The sequence below is a fragment of the Streptomyces sp. Ncost-T10-10d genome (genome assembly GCF_900091955.1).
In the GTDB taxonomy this organism is placed as follows: domain Bacteria; phylum Actinomycetota; class Actinomycetes; order Streptomycetales; family Streptomycetaceae; genus Streptomyces.
The window spans coordinates 1-18633 of the sequence record NZ_FMDF01000143.1 but is presented as its reverse complement, the minus strand read 5'-3'; the positions used below and the strand labels follow the sequence as shown (position 1 = coordinate 18633).

The window sequence follows — 18633 nt, the reverse complement described above, 5'->3', positions numbered from 1 at the left end:
AGCCGTGACCCGGCCGACCCGCTGAACACTCACCCCGCGACCAACAGGGCCTCCGAGCCCACCGGCCGGTAGCCCGCCGCCTGGAACGTCCGCACACTGCGGGCGTTCCCCGGCGACTGCTGCGCCCACACCACCGCGTCCGGAACCAGATGCCGGGCCGCCCGCGCCAGCCGTTCCCCCAGCCGCCGGCCGCGCGCCTCCTCGGCCACCTCGACCGCGGTCTCCCAGCGCCCCGCGACTCCCCGGCCGAGGATCACCACACCGCCGTCGGCGGACCAGACCCGCACCTCGTCGCGGTACTTCATCGCCCGCGCCACCCGAGGATGCTCCGGGTCCTCGATCGCCCGGAGCGCGATCTCCGGCTCGCCCGGCAGCGCGTCCGCGACCGTCAGCAGATCGATGGTGTTCATGTGCCGGCCGCTCCGGGCCAGCAGCGCGCTGAGGAAGTACGGATTCATCGTCGCGGCGAGCGCGTCACCGGGGGTGGCGGCCAGCACGGCCCGTACCCACCGCGGATCCTCGTCGGTGAACACCACCGAGTGTGCGGTGAACGCCAGCACTCCCGCATCCCGGGCGCCCGGCTGCCCCACCACCGTCGTGGCCCCGTCCGGCGGGGGAAACCGTCCGTGTGCCGCAGCCGCCAGGATCTTTGCCAGTGTGTCGTCCATCGGCGTCCCGCTCCCCGGTTTCGAACGCGGTCCGCCGGGCGGCGGACACCCCGTCCATGATCGACCACCGGCCGCCGCGACCGCCATCCGTCGCGCCCGTTAATCTGGCCCCCGTCAGTCAGACACTGGCCAGGCATTGGTCAGGCATTACGAAGGGGCGGAACTGTGGCGGACATCGAGTCGGCGCGCAAGGCATTCCAGCGGTTCGATCTGAACGGCGACGGGCTGATATCGGCCGCCGAGTACAAGAGCGTGATGGCTCAGCTCGGCGACCCCTACGTCACCGAGCCGGTGGCCCAGGCCGTCATCAACTCGCACGACGCCAATGGCGACGGGCTGCTCACGTTCGACGAGTTCTGGGCGGCGCAGAACAAGGGCTGATGCCGGGAGGACCCCCGGCCCGCGGGCCGGGGGCCGCCGCCCGCGCCGCTGCCGGCGGCGGACCGACCGGTGTCAGGTGCTGCTCCGGTACGGTGCCCAGCCGTGCAGCTCCTCGTCGCGCGGGGCGCTCACCACGGCGGGCACTCCGGGGCCGAAGGCCATCACCGGGCGGGACGTGTCCCAGGCGGGCCAGCCGGGATCACCGCAGGCGGCGAACCGCACCCACGCCGCGTGCATCGCGTCGGCCAGCTCCTGCGGCGCGTCCTCGCCCGCCAGAGCCACCGCGTCGGGCCGGTCCAGCGTGTCGAAGACGAAGGCGATCTCCAGCCCGTGACAGGCGCCGAGCCGCAGCACGGGGGACCGCCAGCCGAACTCGTAGAGACGGGTGCTCCCCGCGGCACCGGCGCGTGCATCGGCCACCCGGTTCAGCGGGACGCGCAGCAGCAGATCGGTGGCCAGCGCCCCGAGCAGCTCACCCGGAGTGGCACCGGGCCGGTTCGCGCGGTACGTACGTGCCGTGGCGCCGGGCACCTTGAACTTCAGCAGGGCCAGCCGCAGCTTGATCCTGGACAGTCGCTCCGTCAGACCGCTCGGCACGAACCAGAGCCGGTACTCCTCGCTGTTCGTGCCCATCAGCAGATCGACGTCGTTCGCGGCACCGTCCAGCAGCGCTTCGAGCGGATCCCGGGGCAGCAGATCGCCGTCCACCACGATCTGGAAGGAACTCCCACCGGTCAGCGGGGAGCCGCCGGACGTCACCTCGGTCTGCGCCGCCAGGAGTTCGGCCGGGTCCACCGCAGCCAGCGCCCCGGCCGTCGCCGCGACCCCCAGCCGCTTCGCGATCAGCTCCGTGGTGCGGCGGGCGGCGGCGTCCAGGGGCAGCGCGGTCGGCGCACCGCTCTGCAGCACCGCACGCCGGAACAGGCCCTTGGCACGTGGGGCGGCCAGCAGCGCGGCGATGCTGATGGCCCCCGCCGACTCACCGCACACCGTGACCAGGTCCGGATCGCCGCCGAACGCCGCGATGTTGTCCCGCACCCAGGCCAGCGCCGCGAGCTGATCGAGCAGCCCCCGGTTGGCGGGCGCGTCCGGGAACACCCCAAACCCCTCGATGCCGAGACGGTAGTTGACCGACACGAGGACGACGCCGTCACGGGCGAACGCCGCCCCGTCGTACAGCGGTACGGCCGAAGAGCCGTGCAGCAGCGAACCGCCGTGGATCCAGACGAGGACGGGCAGCCCGGTACGGGCCGGGGACGGTGTCCACACATTGAGGTTGAGGCAGCCGTCGCCCGGCACGTCGGGATCGGGCAGCAGCCGGTCCAGCGGCGGGGAGTACGGCCGCTTGGGCGCGGTCGGCCCGAACGCCACCGCTTCCCGTACCCCCTCCCAGGGCTCGGGCGGCTCCGGCGCCCGGAAGCGGCGGGCGCCGACCGGCGCAGCCGCGTACGGGATACCGCGGAAGACGGCGACGCCCTGCTCCAGCGTGCCGCGCACCGCCCCGTGGACCGTGCCGACCTGCGGTGACGTCGTGGATATGGGAGGGGGTACGGCAGTCATGAGGTGGTTCCAGCCCTTCTGCGGCGCCGCGATCGCGGACGGTGCGGTTGCGGAGAGTGCGACGGTGGACGAGCCGGACGGATGGTCCGGTCGTCGTCGGTCGGGGCACCGGCGTCGGCCGGATGGATCAGGAAGAGGCGGCCGTCAGCGCCCGTTTGAGGACCTTGCCGGTCGGGCCGAGCGGCAGCGTCTCGGTGAAGCGCACGATCCGCGGATACTTGTGCCGCCCGAGCCGGTCCCGGGACCAGGCGATCACGTCCTCCTCCGTCACCGCACCCGCATCCGCACGGAGCACGACGACCGCGCAGACCTCCTCACCGCGCGCCTCGTCCGGCACGCCGATCACCGCGACCTCGGAGATCGCCGGATGGCGCACGAGCACCTCTTCGACCTCACGCGGATAGATGTTGAAGCCGCCCCGGATGACCAGGTCCTTCTTCCGGTCGACGATGCTCAGGAAGCCGTCCTCGTCCCGCACCCCGAGATCTCCGGTGCGGAACCAGCCGTCCACCAGGGCGGCGGCTGTCGCCTCCGGATCGTCGAGATACCCCGCGAAGACGTTGTGGCCCCGCACCACGACCTCGCCGACCTCTCCGTCCGGCAGCAGCACCACGGCGTCCTCGACCGCCGCGTCCGCGACACCGATCTCGACGCCCCAGACCGGATGGCCGACCGTGCCGGGCCGCCGGCCGAGCTCCGGCTGGTTGAAGGTGGCGACGGGAGAGGTCTCGGTCAGCCCGTAACCCTCCAGGACCTGCGTCGCGAAGGTCTCCTCGAAGCGTTCCAGCACGGCGACGGGGAGCGCGGCGCCGCCCGAGACGGCCGCGCGCAGAGTGAGACGGTGCGCCGTGTCGTCCTTCCCCGCCGCCTCGACCAGTGCGTGATACATCGTCGGTACGCCCATGAAGACGCTCACGGCCTCGGAGGCCAGCAGCTCGAGTGCGCCCGCGCCGCTGAAGCGCGGCATGAGGACGAGCGTGGCCCCTGCCCGGAGCGTCGCGTTCATCGCACAGGTCTGCCCGTAGCTGTGGAACAGCGGCAGACAGCCCAGGACCACGTCGTCGACGTCCAGCCCCACCAGGTCGTGGGCGATCACGGACGCGTTCATCACGATGTTGAGATGGGTGAGAAGCGCACCCTTCGGCCGCCCGGTCGTGCCGCTCGTGTAGAGGATCACCGCGATGTCGTCCGGCGCCGCGGGCTCCGGCGCGGGCAGCGGGTCACCCTCCGTCGGTACGCCGCGTACGGCCCGCACCCCCGCGGCACGCGCCCCCTCCTCGGCCACCGGCCACAGCGGACCACCACTGATCAGCGCAACGGAACCGCTGTGCCGCAGTACGTACGCCACCTCGTCGGCCACCAGCAGCCCATGCACCGGTACGACCGTCGCCCCGGCGGCGAGCGCCCCGTAGTACGCGTACAGGAAGTCCGCCGAATTGGGCAGCAGCACCGCCACCCGGTCCCCCGGACGCACCCCGGACGCCCGCAGCGCGCCCGCGCAGCCCAGCACCCCGGCCCACAGCTCCCGGTAGGTGAGCCGTGTGTCCGAATCGACCACGGCGACGCGGTCGGGATACCTGCGGGCCGACTCACGCAGGACAGTGGCGACGCTGAGAAACATGACACGCTCCAGGAAACATGGCGTTCACACGGCTACTGCTGCTCAGAATCAGCCGTCGGCCCGTCTCCACACAATGTGCAGATGCCCACCATGCACATCGTCCACCTGGGCAGCAGCCCCTCGGAGATGTATGCGACAAGGCATCCGCCTATCGGGAGGGCGGCGCTAACCTTCCGGCATGGCGGACAGACCCGGAGCCCGGATCCCTCGCAGCGACGACCACGGCTGCGGCGCCGACGGCGAGCTGCGCCGCGCCCTGGCCGTCGCACTGGTGCCCCAGATCGACGAACTGACCCGGAGGGTCGTCGCCGACATCCACGCGCACAGCGGCACGTACGCCTCCGGCGCGCCCGTCAGCCGGGACGACCTGTGGGAGATCTGCCGCGACAATCTGCTGCGGGCACTGGAGGACTTCGGCGGACTGCCCCCCAGCGGGGGTGACTTCGAGTACGCGGCGCGCGAGACGGGACGGCGCCGCGCGGAGCAGAACGTACCGCTGGACACCGTGCTGCAGGCCTACCGGCGCGGGGGCCGCGTGATGTGGCAGGTGATGGCGGAGCACCTGCGGGCGACACGGGCCGGTGGGGCCGGTGGGACGGGTGGGGCCGGTGGGGCCGGGCGGGGTCAGGACCCCGTGGGCGTGGTCGCGGGCGACCCGGACGCCGAGCTCGACATGGCGGGCGCCGTCTGGGAGACCATCGACCGCTACTCGCTCGTGATGGCCGAGTCGTACCGGCTGACCCAGCTGGAGATGCAGGGCCGCCAGGACACCCGCCGCGTCGCCCTCTTCGAGGCCCTGCTCGACGGGCGCGGGGACGACCCGGCGGTCGCCGCGGCGGCCGCCGCGGCGCTCGGAGTGCCGGTCCACGACCGGTACGTCATCGTCGTCGCCGCTCAGGACCCGGCCGCTCCGCCCAACCCGGCGCCCGTCCTCGACGACCACGGCATCTGGTCCTTCTGGCGGCCGAGATCGGGCCGGTACGCGGGAATCGTGCGGCTGGCCGCGGGAGAGTCCGGCGTACTGCTCGACCTGCTGCGCCACCGCACCGGTGCCACCGCGGGCGTATCACCGGAGTTCGACCGGCTCGCCCAGGCGGGCCGGGCCCTGCGGCTGGCCGAGCAGGCCCTGCGTACGCTGCCTGCCGGAAGCGGCGAGGCGGCGGCGTTCGACGACCGGCTGGCGGAGGTCCTCCTCGTCGGCCGGCCCGAGATCGCCGAGCGCATCGTCACCACGCAACTGGGCGCCGTCCTGGACACGGCGTCCGAACGCGACGCGCTGCTCAGTACGTTGCGGGTCTGGCTCGACAGTGGCTGCTCGGCGGCGCGTGCCGCCGAGCTCCTCTACTGCCACCGCAACACGGTGCTCAACCGGATCGGCCGGATCGCCGAACTCACCGGCCGTTCCGCGGAGTCGGGCGAGGCGCGGCTGGGCTGGGCACTGGCCCTCAGGGCGTTGCCGCTGAGGGGCGCCCATGGCGAACCGGCGCCCACGGAAGACCACATGGGCCAGGAGTTCTGAAGATCGTGGCCGGGCCGAGATCTTCAGCACCCTCCTGAAGACGAACACTCCGCAGATCCTGTCGACGACGACCGGAGGCGGCGCGGAGGCCGGAGACCCGCCGCCGGGCCTCCGGAGACCTGCCTCCCGCCTCCGGCCCCCGTACCATGCTCTGCCGTCCGGTCAAGCGGCGAAGTACCGTGACAGCGACTCCCGTTCGTCGATCTCCACCAGATCGGGACGGGTGTAACGTTCCGCGCGGGCGTGGTAGTCGAAGTCGCCCCGGACCAGCCCGCGGTAGTCCTGCACGCACCGCTCCAGCGAGGCCCGGGTGGGGCCGTGGATTCCGGCCGCCTCTATTTCGTCGATCAGTTCCTTCTCGGCGCGCTGCACCCGTTCCGCTATCTGAGCGAGCTGCCCCCCGGCCTCGTCGACGGCCTCCTGGAGCGTGAATCCGCTGTCGCGCTGAATGAGCCGTACCGCATTGTGCTCGTAACCGAGCAGTGCCTCCTTCTCGAAGGAGCAGATGTCGTTGCAGAGCCCCGAGTGATCGGTTACGGCGTTGCGCAGGGCGATGTACGCGGGAAGGCTCCGGGCCGATTCCGGAAGATCGATGCCGGCGGTGATCTCATGGAGATCGAGGAAGGGCTGCATGGCCACCGAATCCCGGCGGTGCTTCACGAATTCGTTCCTGGTCGGCACCTGCCCCGCGGCCCTCTCCACCGCCTCGGCGTAGTAGGTCCACAGCCAGGAGACCGTGTCCCGCCGGAACTGCCGGATCCAGCGCGACGAGCGGTCGTGGTACGTCCGGGCCCGCAGATCCACGAGTGCGTGCTCCATGGCGCCGCGCGGCTGTTCGCCGTCGAGTACGGCCACCAGCCGGTCGATCGCCGCCTCGCACATGCGGGGATCACGTCCGGCGGGACCGTCGTCGAACTCGTCGTCGACGAGGAAGGCCCAGAAGAGCCACTGGCAGAAGAGATCGAGATGCTGCTGTGAAGCAGTGGGGAATATGAGGGATATCCAGAGTTCGGGCCTGGTCCGGATCATCTTCTTCCGGGCCATCGGGGAGAGCGCGAGACCATTGGATTCGGCCCATTCCCAAGCGGCCTTCCCGGTCTCCTCGATGCCGGGATTGCATCCCGCGCTCTGGAAAGGCATATGAAACTCCGGCAGCGCAATCTGGCTCATTGGTGCCCCTCGTCGAGACGATGCGGATGAACGATACGAACGGGGATCTGATCGAATTCACGCGTCGGCGCCAGTACGCATCGGGGGGCGGGCCGCCCGCTCCCGCCCGGCCCTGGCCAGAGGGTCACCGTACGAGATGAGCCGGTCATCCCTGCTCACTCTCCTCCGCCGGGGGTCGGGGCATCGGGACCGGGCTCGCGGGCCCGCGGTGGCAAACGCCCTTGACTCAGGACGGTGGCATCACCATGCGTGACCCATAGTCAACCGCCTGTGGGTGAGGGAGGGAAGGTACGGGTGACCGGAATTGCGCGATCGTCATGCAACGAGCGAACGTCTCCGAGCAGTCGGTGATCTCTTGGGGGGATCGCTGAGCCGACGGCGCGGACGCCTGCGAAGCTCGTCGATTTCAGACCGGTCCGGCGCCGTTGCGCACCAGGGCCCGGACATGCCTCCGGGCCCCCGGGTCGCACTTCCTGACCCAGGGGTTGGTGCATGCCTCGCTCAGGCGCCCTTCAGATGCCGCATCAGCCGTTCGAAGTCCTGCCACCCCGACAGATCCGACGGGTCGCCGGGCAGCGGGTAGTACAGCGCCGGACGGGACCTCGGGCCGAGCTGGACCGGCGGCTCGGACAGCGGGGTGCGCCGGGCACGGTCGCCGGGCATCTCGCGGACCTCCTCCGCGCCGAGCACGAAGGCCAGCGGGACACCGGGCCCCTCGAAGCGCGGTGGAACGGCCAAATCGCGCCGTGCCTTGCGGAGTTGGACGAGCATCGACTGCAGGTGATGACGGGTGGCGAGCACCTCCGCGGCCCGGGGCAGGGCGTCCAGCGGCGGCTCCTCGTCGGGCCCGTAGCCGAACGCCAGCGTGACGTCCTCCTCCACGCCCGCCGTCGTACGGCTGATCCGGACCGTCGCCAGACCCGGCCGGTCCGGGCTGCCGACCACCACGAGCCAGGTCGGCTCGGGAGCCCTCTCGAAGGCGACATCGGTCAGCCGGCGCAGCGACCAGGGGAGGTTGGCGGGTTCCGCGGTGCCCCAGCCGGCCGGAGCCTCGCCGGTCAGCTCGCGCCACACCGACTCCAGGGCCCCGCCGAGCACCAGCCGGTCGTCCGCGGGGTGGACCGTGCGGAACGAGACGGCCAGCTGACGCTCGCCGGTGTTCGCGACCTCCTGGTAGGAGGCGGCCACCGGCGTGCGCGGGTCCCCGGGACCGGGTCGGCCGCCTCGACCGGTGCGAACAGGCCGTTCTGCCAGCGCAGTACGGCACCGGACAGGCCGTCGTAGTAGCCGTCCTCCTCGTCCTGCACCACCCAGCGCGACGGCCAGCCGCTCAGGCTGTTGCGTACGGCGGGGGAGAGCGTGGCCCCAGGCGAGGTGACGATCTGGAGCCCCAGCTCGGCATTGGCGGCGGCCCGGAACGCGTCCGAGAGCCAGGCCGTCATGGCGATCACCGGGCGGTCCTGGATGACGACGGCGACCTTGTCGGTGAGGGCGTCGACGGCGGGCTGCGCGGCCGCGGGTGTGGGCGCGACGCTCACGCCCTCGGTCTTCACCACGGCGAGGGAACGCGCGGCCTCCGGCGGCCAGGCGGAGCCCCCGGCCAGCGTGGCGAGCCGGGCCGCGAACGTGCCCGCGAGCAGCTCGGCCTCCTCGACGCCGGTGGTGGCGCGGGCCTCCGTCCACCAGAACGGAACCGGTGGCGCGGTGGCCCCGAGCAGCCGCTCGGCCTCGCCCGCGACCTGCACCAGCAGCGGTGCCTCGACGGAGACGAGCGGCCGGCCCTGCTCGTCGCAGAGCTGCACGACGGCATCCTCGCCCGTCGTCCCCACCCATTTGTCGGGGCCGCCCGCGAGCAGACCCGCGAGCACGGTCAGCGGGTCGGGCATGCGCCGGGTCAGGGCGATGACGTCCTTGGTCATGTGGTCGGCCGTTCCTTCTTCGTCCGGGGTGCGGATGTGCTGCGGGGCGTGCCCCGCGGGTACGGGACGGTTCCCCCGTGTGTCACTCGGCGGTGTACACGGTCTGGATCAGGCGGTTGGGCCGGCCCCGCTGGATGAACACCCCGCGGCCCGCCGGCTGCTGCGCGGCGTACACACCGGGGAACAGCTGGCCCTCGCTGCGGTCGCCCGCCATGAGGAGCGCCGAGGCGCCCGACTCGCGCAGGCCCAGCACCAGCGGGTCGTACATGCCGCGCGACGCGCCCGCGACCCGGCGCGTCAGGACGAAGTGGAGCCCGATGTCGACCGCGGACGGGATGTACGGCAGGAACGGGTCGAGCGGCGCCTGGCCCGCGGTGGTCAGCACGTCGTAGTCGTCGACGAGGATCACGATCCGCGGACCGCTGCCCCAGCTGCCGGGCTCCAGGTCCTCGGTGTCCGCCCGGTCGTCGGGCAGCCGCTTCTCCAGCTCGGTGGAGATACCGGCGGCGAGGCCCGCGCACATCTTGGGGTTGTACGCGTAGCCGCCGCGGAACTCCTCGGGGATCGCGCCGCGCAGGCCGCGCCGCGGGTCCATGACGGCGAAGACCAGCTCCTCCTCGCCGTAGCGCTCGATGAGTCCACCGGCGATGGTCTTCAGCAGGTTCGTCTTGCCGCACTCGCTGTCGCCCATGATCAGCAGATGCTGGTCGTGGTGGAACAGGTCGAGCATGGCGGGCGCCAGAGCCGCCTGGTCCAGCCCGATCGGCACCCGCCGGGGCTCGGCGACCGGGCCCGGCAGCAGGTGCGGCTCAAGGACGTGCGGCAGGATCCGTACCGGCTGGGCGACCTCGCCGCTCCAGGTGGCGCGGACCGTACGGGCCGTGTGCTCCAGGACGGCGCCGAGGTCCGAGGTGTCGGCCAGCCCGTCCGTACGCGGCAGCGCGACCTGTGCGAAGAGCTTGCCGTCGGTGAGGATTCGGCCCGGCTCGTCCGGCGACAGGGTCTGGGCGAGCTTGCGGTCGATGCTGGACTCACTGGGGTCGTTCAGACGCAGCTCGACACGGGTGCCGAAGTTCGACTGGGTGGCGATGCGTACGTCGTTCCAGCGGAGCATGCCCGCGACGACATGGATGCCGTAGCCGCCACCGCGCTTGAGGATGTCGACGACGGCGTCGTCCAGCTCGTCGAAGTCGTCGCGCAGCGCGCCGAAGCCGTCGATGACGAGCACGATCTCGGCCGAGGCCAGCTGGGGCAGCCGGCCCGCCGCGTGCAGGGAACGCAACTGCTCCACGGAGTCGATGGTGTGCTCGCGGAACAGCTCCTCACGGATCGCGAGCATGCCCCGTACTTCCTCGACGGTGCGTCCCGCGCGCTCCCGGTCCGCACGCCCGGCCACCCCGCCGACGTGCGGCAGGCCCGACACGGCCTGGAGGCCGCCGCCGACCAGGTCGAGGCCGTACACGCCGACCTCCTGCGGGGTGTGGGTCAGCGACAGCGCGAGAGCGAGCGTGCGCAGGAGCGTGGTCTTGCCGGACTGCGGACCGCCGATGATCGCGGCGTGGCCGCCCGCCACCGTCAGGTCCAGATACCACTGGCCCTGCCACTGCTTGGTCGGGTCGTCCAGCAGACCGAGCGGCACCTGGAGCGGGCCCCTCCGCTTGGCCAGCTGCATCCCGCGCGGGCCGACGTCCAGCGGGCCCGCGACCTTGTCCAGGGCGATGGCGTCGGGCAGCGGCGGCAGCCAGATACGGCGCACCGGACCGGCCGCGTCACGCAGCTGATCGACGATGACGCCCATCTCGGTCGGCCCGGTCTCCCGGCGCCGCACCTTGGGCTCCTCGCCCGTACTCTCCGGCTCGGCCAGGGTGTTGAAGGCCTCGTACTCAAGGGCGAGAGGACCGGTGTCCTCCTCCTGCGTACGTTCCACCGGGCCCCGGTAGGCGCCCGAGACATAGCTCGCCTTGAACCGCTCGTAGTGGCTGGTGTCGACCTTCAGATAGCCGAACCCGGGCAGCGGCGGCAGATGGAAGGCGTCCGTGGTGTCCAGGACCGTACGGGACTCGTCGGCGGAGAAGGTACGCAGACCGAGCCGGTACGAGAGATAGGTGTCCAGGCCCTTGAGCTTGCCGCCCTCGATGCGCTGGCTGGACAGCAGCAGATGCACACCGATGGAGCGGCCGATGCGGCCGATGGACAGGAACAGGTCGATGAAGTCCGGCTTGGCGGTGAGGAGTTCACCGAACTCGTCGATGACGACGAACAGATGCGGCAGCGGGTCCAGATCGGGCCGCCGGTCGGCGCGCAACGCCGCGTAGTCACCGATGTCGGCGACATTCCCGGCGTCCTTGAGGACCTGCTGGCGGCGCTTGACCTCACCGGCGAGCGAGGCGTGGACGCGCTCGACGAGGCCCGCCTGGTTCTCCAGGTTGGTGATCACACCGGCCACATGCGGCAGGTCCGCGAACGGAGCGAAGGTCGCACCGCCCTTGTAGTCGACGAGGACCAGGGCGAGGTCCTCCGGCGGGTGCGTGGCCACCAGGGCGAGCACGAGGGTGCGCAGCAGCTCCGACTTCCCGGAACCGGTGGCACCGACACACAGCCCGTGCGGGCCCATGCCCAGCTCGGAGGACTCCTTCAGGTCGAGGAGTACCGGTTGGTGGGAGTCGCTGATGCCGATCGGCACGCGCAGGAAGGCACGTTCGCCGCGCGGCGCCCACAGGCGCGACAGATCGAGCTGCGCCACGTCGTCGATGCCGAGCAGGTCGGCGAAGTCGACGGGCCCGGACAGCGGGGCGTCGACGAGCGACTCGGCGGACAGCCGCATCGGCGCCAGCATCCGGGCCAGGCCCTCGGCGAACGGGATGCTGACCTCGTCCACGGTCCCGTGGGCACTGATCGGCTCCTGCTCACGAAGGTCCTCGATGACCACCCGGTCGCCGTCGACGGTGATCCGGACGCTGACGTGTCCCGGCTCCTGGACGCGGTGTTCGAGCAGGTGCAGCACGCTCACGCTCATCTCACGCAGACCGACCGCGTCGTCGGGGCGCGGCAGGTCGACGGCGTCCTCGCCGTGCCCGTCGGTGACGACGAGCAGCCGGGACGTCATGGACAGCGCGTCCTTGCCGGACAGGCCGCGCCGCACCTCGGCCGCGTACGAGGCGCGACGGCGCAGCTCCGGACCGATCTGGCGGGCGAGCTGGGGTGCGGAGGGGGCGATCCGGCGCGCGGCGACGGGTCCGTCGAACTGCTCGGGGTCGAGCAGATGCGGCATCCACTTCGCCCACTCCCAGTCGACCAGCCGGTCGCCGGGCACGGCGAGTGCCATCGCCACGTCGTCGGGGGCGTGCGTGGCCGCGGTCTGGACGAGCAGGGCGCGTGCGACGCGCAGACAGTCCTCGCGGGGGCCGATGACGCTGATGTTGCCGACCCGGTCGAGCGGGACGGTGAGCGGCAGTTCGGTGCCGGTACGGAAGCGGTCCATCAGCGCCGACGCCTCGTTGAGCATGAAGAGGTCAGGCGGCGAAAGGACCGACGAGCCCTGCTGGGCGACCTTCAGATCGCGTACCGGCATCTCACCGGTGCCGACGCGCACCCGCAGGAAGTCGCCGTCCAGACGGCGGCGCTCCCACACCCGGGCCGGGTCGCGCACGATGTCGTACAGGGCGTGCGGCGGCGGGTTGAGGACGTCGGCCCGCTCGGCCCGCTTGCGCTCCTCGTCGGAGAGCTCCTCGCGCAGGTCCTCCAGATAGGCGAGGTAGGCCTCGCGCTGGGTGCGGCGGGTGCGCTGGGCCTTGCCACGCTGCGAGAAGACGAGCGCGACGGAGCCGATGACGGTGACGACGAGGATGATCGCGCCGAGCCCGGCGAACTGACTGTTGCGTACGACCGTCATCATCACGACTGACGACATCACACCGGCGACGGGCAACAGCGACATCGCGATGTTGCCCGACTTGCCCTCGGGCAGGTTCGGCGGGGCCTCGATGGTGCGCGCCTCGGAGGCGGCCGGCGGCCGGGTGGTCCTGGCCGGGCGGTGGATCAGTCGGGTACTCATCGTCGTCCGTCACTCGGGGTCGGGCTCGGCATCGGGGATCAGTGGTGCTGCTGATCGGGGATCATCAGTGGTGCTGCTGATCGGTGGTCAGTGGTGCTGCTGGGAGAGCCGGAACACATCCGCGGCGAGACGGGTGGCGGCCTCTCTGGTCGCGTGCGCCAGGAGTTCGGTACGGATCGCGCCGCCGGCCGCGAGATGACGGTCGTACGGCAGGACCTGGACGTCCGCTCCGGTGGACTTGAGCTTCTCGGCGGCCTCGTCGAGGTCGAGTCCGGGGTGCGGCACGAGTTCGCTGAGCACGACGACCGTGCCGGCGATCACATGCCGGGGCAGCGACTGCATCCACTGCAGCACCGCGTACGTGCTGGTGATGCCCTCCAGCGTGGCGGGTGCGGCCAGCACGCGTGCCTGTGCGGCGGACAGCGCGACCCGGGCGACCTCGGCCGGCAGCGTCTCGCAGTCGACGACGGTGACGCCGAAGTAGCGGCGCAGCGAAACCATGACCCGCTCGTACGCCCTGCTGTCCAGCATCGCGCCGATCTGGCCCTGACTGCCGGGCAGCAGCCAGGCGTTGCCCGGGAGCTGGACGAGATAGCCGGTGATGTCCAGCAGTGACATCTGCGGCTCGATGATGCCCGCCAGGTCGCCGGTGGTCCAGCGCAGCGTCTCGGCGCCGAGACGCAGCGGCAGCGAGCCGAGCGCCGGGTCGGCCTCGACGAAGAGGACCGGGTCCTGCCGGTAGTGCGCGTACGTGGTACCGAGCAGCGCGGCGACGGTCGACTTGCCGGCGCCGCCCCGGATGGAGGTGACGGCGATCTGCCGGCCGGTCGTCACGGGCTGCTGGAGCATCTCGGCGGTGGCGGTGGTCCTGGCGACCTCGCGCGCGGCCGACGAGGACACGCTCACCCGCAGGGCGCGCGCGGCCCGCGCGGCGAACGGCTCACCACGCCGCGCCTTGCGCCCGACGGCGGCCAGCCCCCTGTCCACCACGGGCCGGGAGTCGGGGGCGCGGTGGGGGCGGGTGCCGGGGGTGTACGCGGCCTGGGCCTGCTGCGGCTGCCCGACGGGGTGAGCCGCCATCGGCTGCTGTTCCTGGTGGCCGGGGTGCTGGTGCTGCTGCTGTTCCTGGTAGGCGGCGTACTGGGCTGCCTGCTGCTGTTCCTGGTAGCCGGCCTGCTGTTGGGGCGTCCCGTACGCGGGGGCGCTCTGTGCGGGGAGGCCGGGGTTCGCCGTGGGGGCGGCGTACGGCTGACCGCCCTGCCCCTGCGCGGGGGCTCCGTACTCCTGCCCGCCAGGGCCCTGCGCGCTCTGAGGGGCGGCACCGCCCCTCATGGCGCGCAGCACATCGCCCTGCCAGTTGTCTTCGTTCGGCATGTCTGCCCTTCTTTTTCGCCCTGCTGCCCCGCCCGGAGCACCTGCGCGTCGACTCAGAACTTGTTGAGCAGCTGTCCGTACACGCCGAACACACCGACGGCGAGCGGGAAGAGCCCCACCACGCCGATGGATTCGACCAGATCGGCCATGCGTCGCAGCCGGACCTGCACATGCTCGGGCGGCTGCACCGCCAGGACGAGCAGCGGCAGCACCGCCGCCACGCACAGCAGGGCGAGCGGTCCGGCACCCCCGGCGTGCTGCATCCACAGCACGACGAGGCGTACGACCAGGATCGCGGCGGCGGCGAAGAGCGCCACGACCTCGGCGACCAACGGGAAGGCCCGTGCCCGGGAGAGCAGCACGAGGGCCACGAGCGAGGGGAGTGCCACGGTCCACACGGACGGCTTGTCGGCCAGGGTGAGCAGCCAGCCACCGGCTGCCGCGGAGACCGCGGTGACCACTGTCGCGAGGGCCAGGCCGCGGTGGGTGGCCGCGAGCGCGTTGCCCACCTGGTGGCGGCTGACCGAGGCGCCGCCGGAGCGGCGGTCGTCGAGCGCGGTGAGCCCCGACGCCGCCAGCGCGAGGCGGGGAAGCAGGCCGAGCAGCACCACCGAGAAGACGGCCATGACGGCGCCGAGCCGGGCCAGGTCGTCCTGGACGGCGGCAACGGCCTCCCACACCAGGACGATTGCGGTGATGGCCACGGCACCGATGAGTCCGCCGCGGCCGAGCGGCGAGAAGTAGCCGAGAAGCACCAGCATCAGGACGAGCGCGCCCGCGACGCCGGCGAGCCGCGAAGTCCCCGACCAGTCGTACGCATCCGCGGCGGTCCATGCGGTGGCGATGCCGAGGCTGCCCGAGGCGAGCAGAAGCGCGGTCGCCAGACCCCGGTTGCCCTGCCCGATCCTGGCGACGAGCGCACCGGCGGCCAGCAGCACGAGCGTGACGGCCACGAGGGCGCCGGTCAGGGATTCGAGGGCGAACTCGCGGCGGGCGAGCAGTGCGGCGATCACCGCGAAGGCCACGGACGCCACACCCGCACTGGTCCGGCGCGCGGCGGGACGCCAGCGCCAGGCCTGCAGATCGAGGTCGTCGGCCACCAGATCGGTGACATCGTGCACGACCGGGGCGGGCGGCGCGGAGTGGGCCCGGACGAGCCGGAGCACGGCGCCGTCCGCGATCCCGGCCGAGGACAGTGTGCTGTCGTGCGGCAGTGCGGAGCCGTCCGACGTGATCAACTGCCGTGTCATCGGGCGCGCAGCGGCCCGGTCGTCCAGCAACTGCAGAATGTCCGGCAGCAGCTGCCCGATCGGCGTATCGGACGGCAGGACGATATCGGCCCGGCGTCGCTCACCGACCAGGGTCACCCGGCTGAGCTGCGCTCGGGAAGTCGTTGCTGTGCTCACCACTTGACGGGAACCTATCATCGCGACGTTTGAGGAGTCGGGCAGCTTGGCGTGCCCATGCTACTAGCGCCTTCTCCGGCCCCTTTGTGGAGAACTCTTTCCGAATGGGCCGGAGTTATTGAGCTATTGGGGATTCTTCGTCGATTCCCCGGTTTTCTCCGGATGCGCCGTTTCCGCCGGCTGCTGGTACTGCTGTTCCTGGCGCTGCTGCTTCTGCTGCTCGGCCTTCTGCTTCTCCAGCATGTTCTGGACAAAGGACCACCCCACGCATCCCGCGCACAGCACGGCGGCGATGGCGATCCCCGCGAAAACCTTCCCGAGCCGCTCGTCCGCCGTGCGCCGCGCCCGCTGCGCACCGAACAGCAGTGCGTCACGCATCCTGCGCCGGCGTACCGCCACCGACTCCAGAAGCTGGCTGTCGTAATCCCGTGCCATTCGTCTTGTCGTCCGTTGCCTCAGTCGTACGTTGCGTCGGTCATGGTCGCTGCATCATCGCCCGTCGGCGCGAGGAACAGCGGCCGGGGCCGGGCCACTCCCGCGCACTCCGGGGGAGCGGCATATTCCGCATCAGCCGGCGGGCACCGTAGGGGAATCCCCCAATTCACTCCTGCAACATAAGGCATGGGCGAGCAGGCAGTACAGCCCAGGTTGCGGCACGAGCGAGCACGGCGAACGCGCATTCCGTATGCGTCAGGGATCGTCCCGCGGGCCGTCGGCCACGGCCTCGTACCAAGCGCACAACGACTCGGCCACGGCATCGAGAAGACCGGTCTCCACCGCCTGCGCGATCGTCCCGTCACAGAACCGTTCCCCGCGCACCACGGCCGTGGCGGCGCGCACCGCGTCGGCCGGACTCAGCCGTCCGCCGTCGGGCACGGCCGGCGGCGGGTTGTCCTGCCACAGGTACGCGGACGTCACCGCGCCGACGGCGGGCAGTGCGCCCACCAGGCGTCGGAGCCGCTCGCTGTGGACCGGGTGTCTCATCCGCCAGGTGCCGTCGGGCTGCTGCCCGCCCTCGGACCACCGTACGTCGCGGTCCTCGTCCGTGAGAGCGGCGAGCGCCTCCCTCAACTCGCGCCACGCGTCGGCGTTCCCGCGGTCGAGCTGGGCCAGCAGACGGCGGTCGTCGGCCTCGGTGACGACGCGGGCCAGTTCCTTGAGCGCGGCCAGGGACGGGGCCGTGGTCAGGGAGTTCGGGGCGATATGACTGACGCGCCTCGGGTCCGAGCTGCTGACCAGCTCGGCGAGCGCGGCCGTGGGCACGAGCCCGCGCGCCTTGGCCCGTTTGAGCTTTGTGGACCACTTGAGCCCTTCGTCGAACCCGGCCCGGTCACCGGCGGGCCGCAGGCACCAACCGGCGGCGTCGTCCTCGTCGTTGGCCCACAGGTAGCCCATCGCCTCGCCGCGGGCATTGGCGACGGTGAGGTGATGGACCGGCCTGTCGGTCTCGGCGCGGTAGCGCGGCGCGGCGGGTTCGTACGTCATGGTCAGCTCGCGGCGGCGAGACTCCTGACCACGTCGACGTTCGGCGCCTCGGTCAGGGAGCCGGGTACGACATGACTGCTCTTCGAAGGGTCCGATTCCTTGATCATCTCCGCCAGGGCGGCCGTCGGGGCGATACCCCGGGCCTTCGCGTCGTGGAGCTTCCGGGCCCACCGCGCACCCTTGTTGAACGCCTCGTCGCCGCCCGCCTTGCGGACCAGCCACCCGGCGGCGTCGTCCTCGTCGTTCGCCCATACGTAGCCGATCGCCTCGCCGCCCCTGTCTGCCACCGTCAGGTATTGGACGGGCTTGTGGGACTGGGAGCTGTAGCGCGGCGGCCCGCCGGGTGCCTCGTTGAACAACAGATCCTCGTTCAGTCGCGGATTGGGCCGCTGCTCGCTGCTCATTCGTGTACCACTCCCTTATTCGGCGGCAGGACTTCCCCGTAGACCTGGACCTGGCCATTCTCCATAAAGACGCGGGTCACCTTGAACTCGGAACCGCGGGCCAGGAGCAGCTCCCGCTCCGACACGTCGAACTTGGAGACCTTCTCCAGCCACAGGGCGGGCGTCCCCTTCGGTACGCGGAGGTGCAGGATCGCCTCCTTGCCGGCGAAGCCGGACACCGGGTGGTTGCCGAGGGACGTGGAGGTGTAGCCCTTGTCCGGGTACGTCTTGCCCAGCATGTCGAGCGGGGAGTCCAGTTTGAGGTGGCCCAGCCCCGTACCCCGGACGACCATGATGTCGTCGGGCACGGGACGCGTCGACATGACCCTGTCCATCTCGGCGATGTCGTGCAGCACCTCCGGCTTCGGACCGAATCCCGGAGTGCCGCGCAGATGACCGTTCATGTCGTGGTACGACGGGAACGTCTCACCGGTGTAGTCCCAGAGAGCCTGCTTCGCGGACGGGTCGAGATTGTCCACGTAGTCGTTCCAGTAGTCCTGGCCGTACTTGATCGCCGCCGTGTCGTCGGCGAACGGGACCGTGCCCTCGGTGAGTTCGGCCGCGGCGACCCGGTGCTTCTCGGCCGTCGTGAGGTCGTCGAAGTCGTCGGCGGAGATGTGCGGGGTGTACTTGAAACCGTCACCCGGACCGTCGTTCCCCACCCCGTCCCCACCGTGGTGGCCGGGCGTCGTCGCGTCGTCGGCGCCGTGCGTGAGGTCGTCGACGGTGCCGTGCGGGTCGACGTGGCTGCCGTGGCCGCCGTTGTCACCGGCGTGCGCCACGTCGTCGGCGTGCGCGGCCGCGTCGTCCGCGTGCCCGCCGCTGTGTGAACCGTCGTGTCCGTGCGCGCCCGGTCCGTCGTGGCCCGGAGTGTGCGGGTTGCTGCCGGGCACGTCATGGCCGGGACCGTGGGGTCCCGTGGGCGGCAGGTCGTGCCCCGGAGCCGTGTGACCCGGGATGTCGTGCCCCGCGCCTGTCGGGAAGTGGTCGCCGGGAACGTGACTGCCGACGCCGCCCGGGACGTGGCCGGGTG

Annotated in this window: 13 protein-coding genes and 1 pseudogene; 2 read left to right on the top strand and 12 right to left on the bottom strand. The window is 71.6% G+C overall.

What is annotated here, in order from left to right:
- Nucleotides 1-29: 29 nt before the first annotated feature.
- The gene (locus tag GA0115254_RS24350; RefSeq protein ID WP_093897411.1) at nucleotides 30-668 is read right to left on the bottom strand and encodes a GNAT family N-acetyltransferase; all 639 of its coding nucleotides are present in this window, start codon (nucleotides 666-668) and stop codon (nucleotides 30-32) included.
- Between the two features lie 165 nt (nucleotides 669-833).
- Between GA0115254_RS24350 and GA0115254_RS24345 the strand changes: the two genes are divergently transcribed.
- On the top strand, nucleotides 834-1049 hold the full coding sequence (locus GA0115254_RS24345) for an EF-hand domain-containing protein (RefSeq protein ID WP_093897410.1): 216 nt from the start codon (nucleotides 834-836) through the stop codon (nucleotides 1047-1049).
- A 72-nt stretch (nucleotides 1050-1121) separates the two neighbouring features.
- On the opposite strand, the gene GA0115254_RS24340 is transcribed toward GA0115254_RS24345, so the two are convergent.
- Both GA0115254_RS24340 and GA0115254_RS24335 read right to left on the bottom strand, forming a co-directional pair.
- Nucleotides 1122-2609: a carboxylesterase/lipase family protein gene (locus GA0115254_RS24340; protein ID WP_093897409.1), complete on the bottom strand. Its 1488-nt coding sequence runs from the start codon at nucleotides 2607-2609 to the stop codon at nucleotides 1122-1124.
- 127 nt (nucleotides 2610-2736) lie between these two features.
- The gene (locus tag GA0115254_RS24335; protein WP_093897408.1) at nucleotides 2737-4230 is read right to left on the bottom strand and encodes a long-chain-fatty-acid--CoA ligase; all 1494 of its coding nucleotides are present in this window, start codon (nucleotides 4228-4230) and stop codon (nucleotides 2737-2739) included.
- A 178-nt stretch (nucleotides 4231-4408) separates the two neighbouring features.
- Here GA0115254_RS24335 and GA0115254_RS24330 point away from each other — a divergent pair, with 178 nt between their 5' ends.
- Nucleotides 4409-5749, top strand: coding sequence for a PucR family transcriptional regulator (locus GA0115254_RS24330; RefSeq protein ID WP_093897407.1), 1341 nt, complete (start codon nucleotides 4409-4411; stop codon nucleotides 5747-5749).
- Between the two features lie 162 nt (nucleotides 5750-5911).
- Here the strand turns inward: GA0115254_RS24330 and GA0115254_RS24325 are convergent, their stop codons facing one another.
- The 9 genes and pseudogenes from GA0115254_RS24325 to GA0115254_RS24285 all read right to left on the bottom strand — a co-directional run.
- The gene (locus GA0115254_RS24325) at nucleotides 5912-6889 is read right to left on the bottom strand and encodes a terpene synthase family protein (RefSeq protein ID WP_093897406.1); all 978 of its coding nucleotides are present in this window, start codon (nucleotides 6887-6889) and stop codon (nucleotides 5912-5914) included.
- A gap of 531 nt (nucleotides 6890-7420) precedes the next feature.
- Nucleotides 7421-8838 (bottom strand): annotated as a pseudogene (locus GA0115254_RS24320) (DUF6177 family protein).
- An 82-nt stretch (nucleotides 8839-8920) separates the two neighbouring features.
- Entirely contained in the window at nucleotides 8921-12892 is a 3972-nt protein-coding gene (gene eccCa / locus GA0115254_RS24315) for a type VII secretion protein EccCa (protein WP_093897405.1), read from the bottom strand.
- A gap of 87 nt (nucleotides 12893-12979) precedes the next feature.
- Nucleotides 12980-14266: a MinD/ParA family ATP-binding protein gene (locus tag GA0115254_RS24310; RefSeq protein WP_093897404.1), complete on the bottom strand. Its 1287-nt coding sequence runs from the start codon at nucleotides 14264-14266 to the stop codon at nucleotides 12980-12982.
- Nucleotides 14267-14319: 53 nt separating this feature from the next.
- A complete protein-coding gene (gene eccD / locus GA0115254_RS24305; protein WP_093897403.1) occupies nucleotides 14320-15693 on the bottom strand; it encodes a type VII secretion integral membrane protein EccD in 1374 nt (457 codons plus the stop codon).
- A 102-nt stretch (nucleotides 15694-15795) separates the two neighbouring features.
- Entirely contained in the window at nucleotides 15796-16107 is a 312-nt protein-coding gene (locus GA0115254_RS24300; RefSeq protein ID WP_093897402.1) for a hypothetical protein, read from the bottom strand.
- Nucleotides 16108-16362: 255 nt separating this feature from the next.
- On the bottom strand, nucleotides 16363-17157 hold the full coding sequence (locus GA0115254_RS24295; protein WP_093897401.1) for a DUF6508 domain-containing protein: 795 nt from the start codon (nucleotides 17155-17157) through the stop codon (nucleotides 16363-16365).
- A gap of 2 nt (nucleotides 17158-17159) precedes the next feature.
- Nucleotides 17160-17561: a hypothetical protein gene (locus tag GA0115254_RS24290; protein WP_093897400.1), complete on the bottom strand. Its 402-nt coding sequence runs from the start codon at nucleotides 17559-17561 to the stop codon at nucleotides 17160-17162.
- The coding region (locus GA0115254_RS24285) for an ADP-ribosyltransferase (protein WP_218105576.1) at nucleotides 17558-18633 on the bottom strand (1076 nt) is incomplete at its 5' end. The genes GA0115254_RS24285 and GA0115254_RS24290, both read right to left, overlap by 4 nt.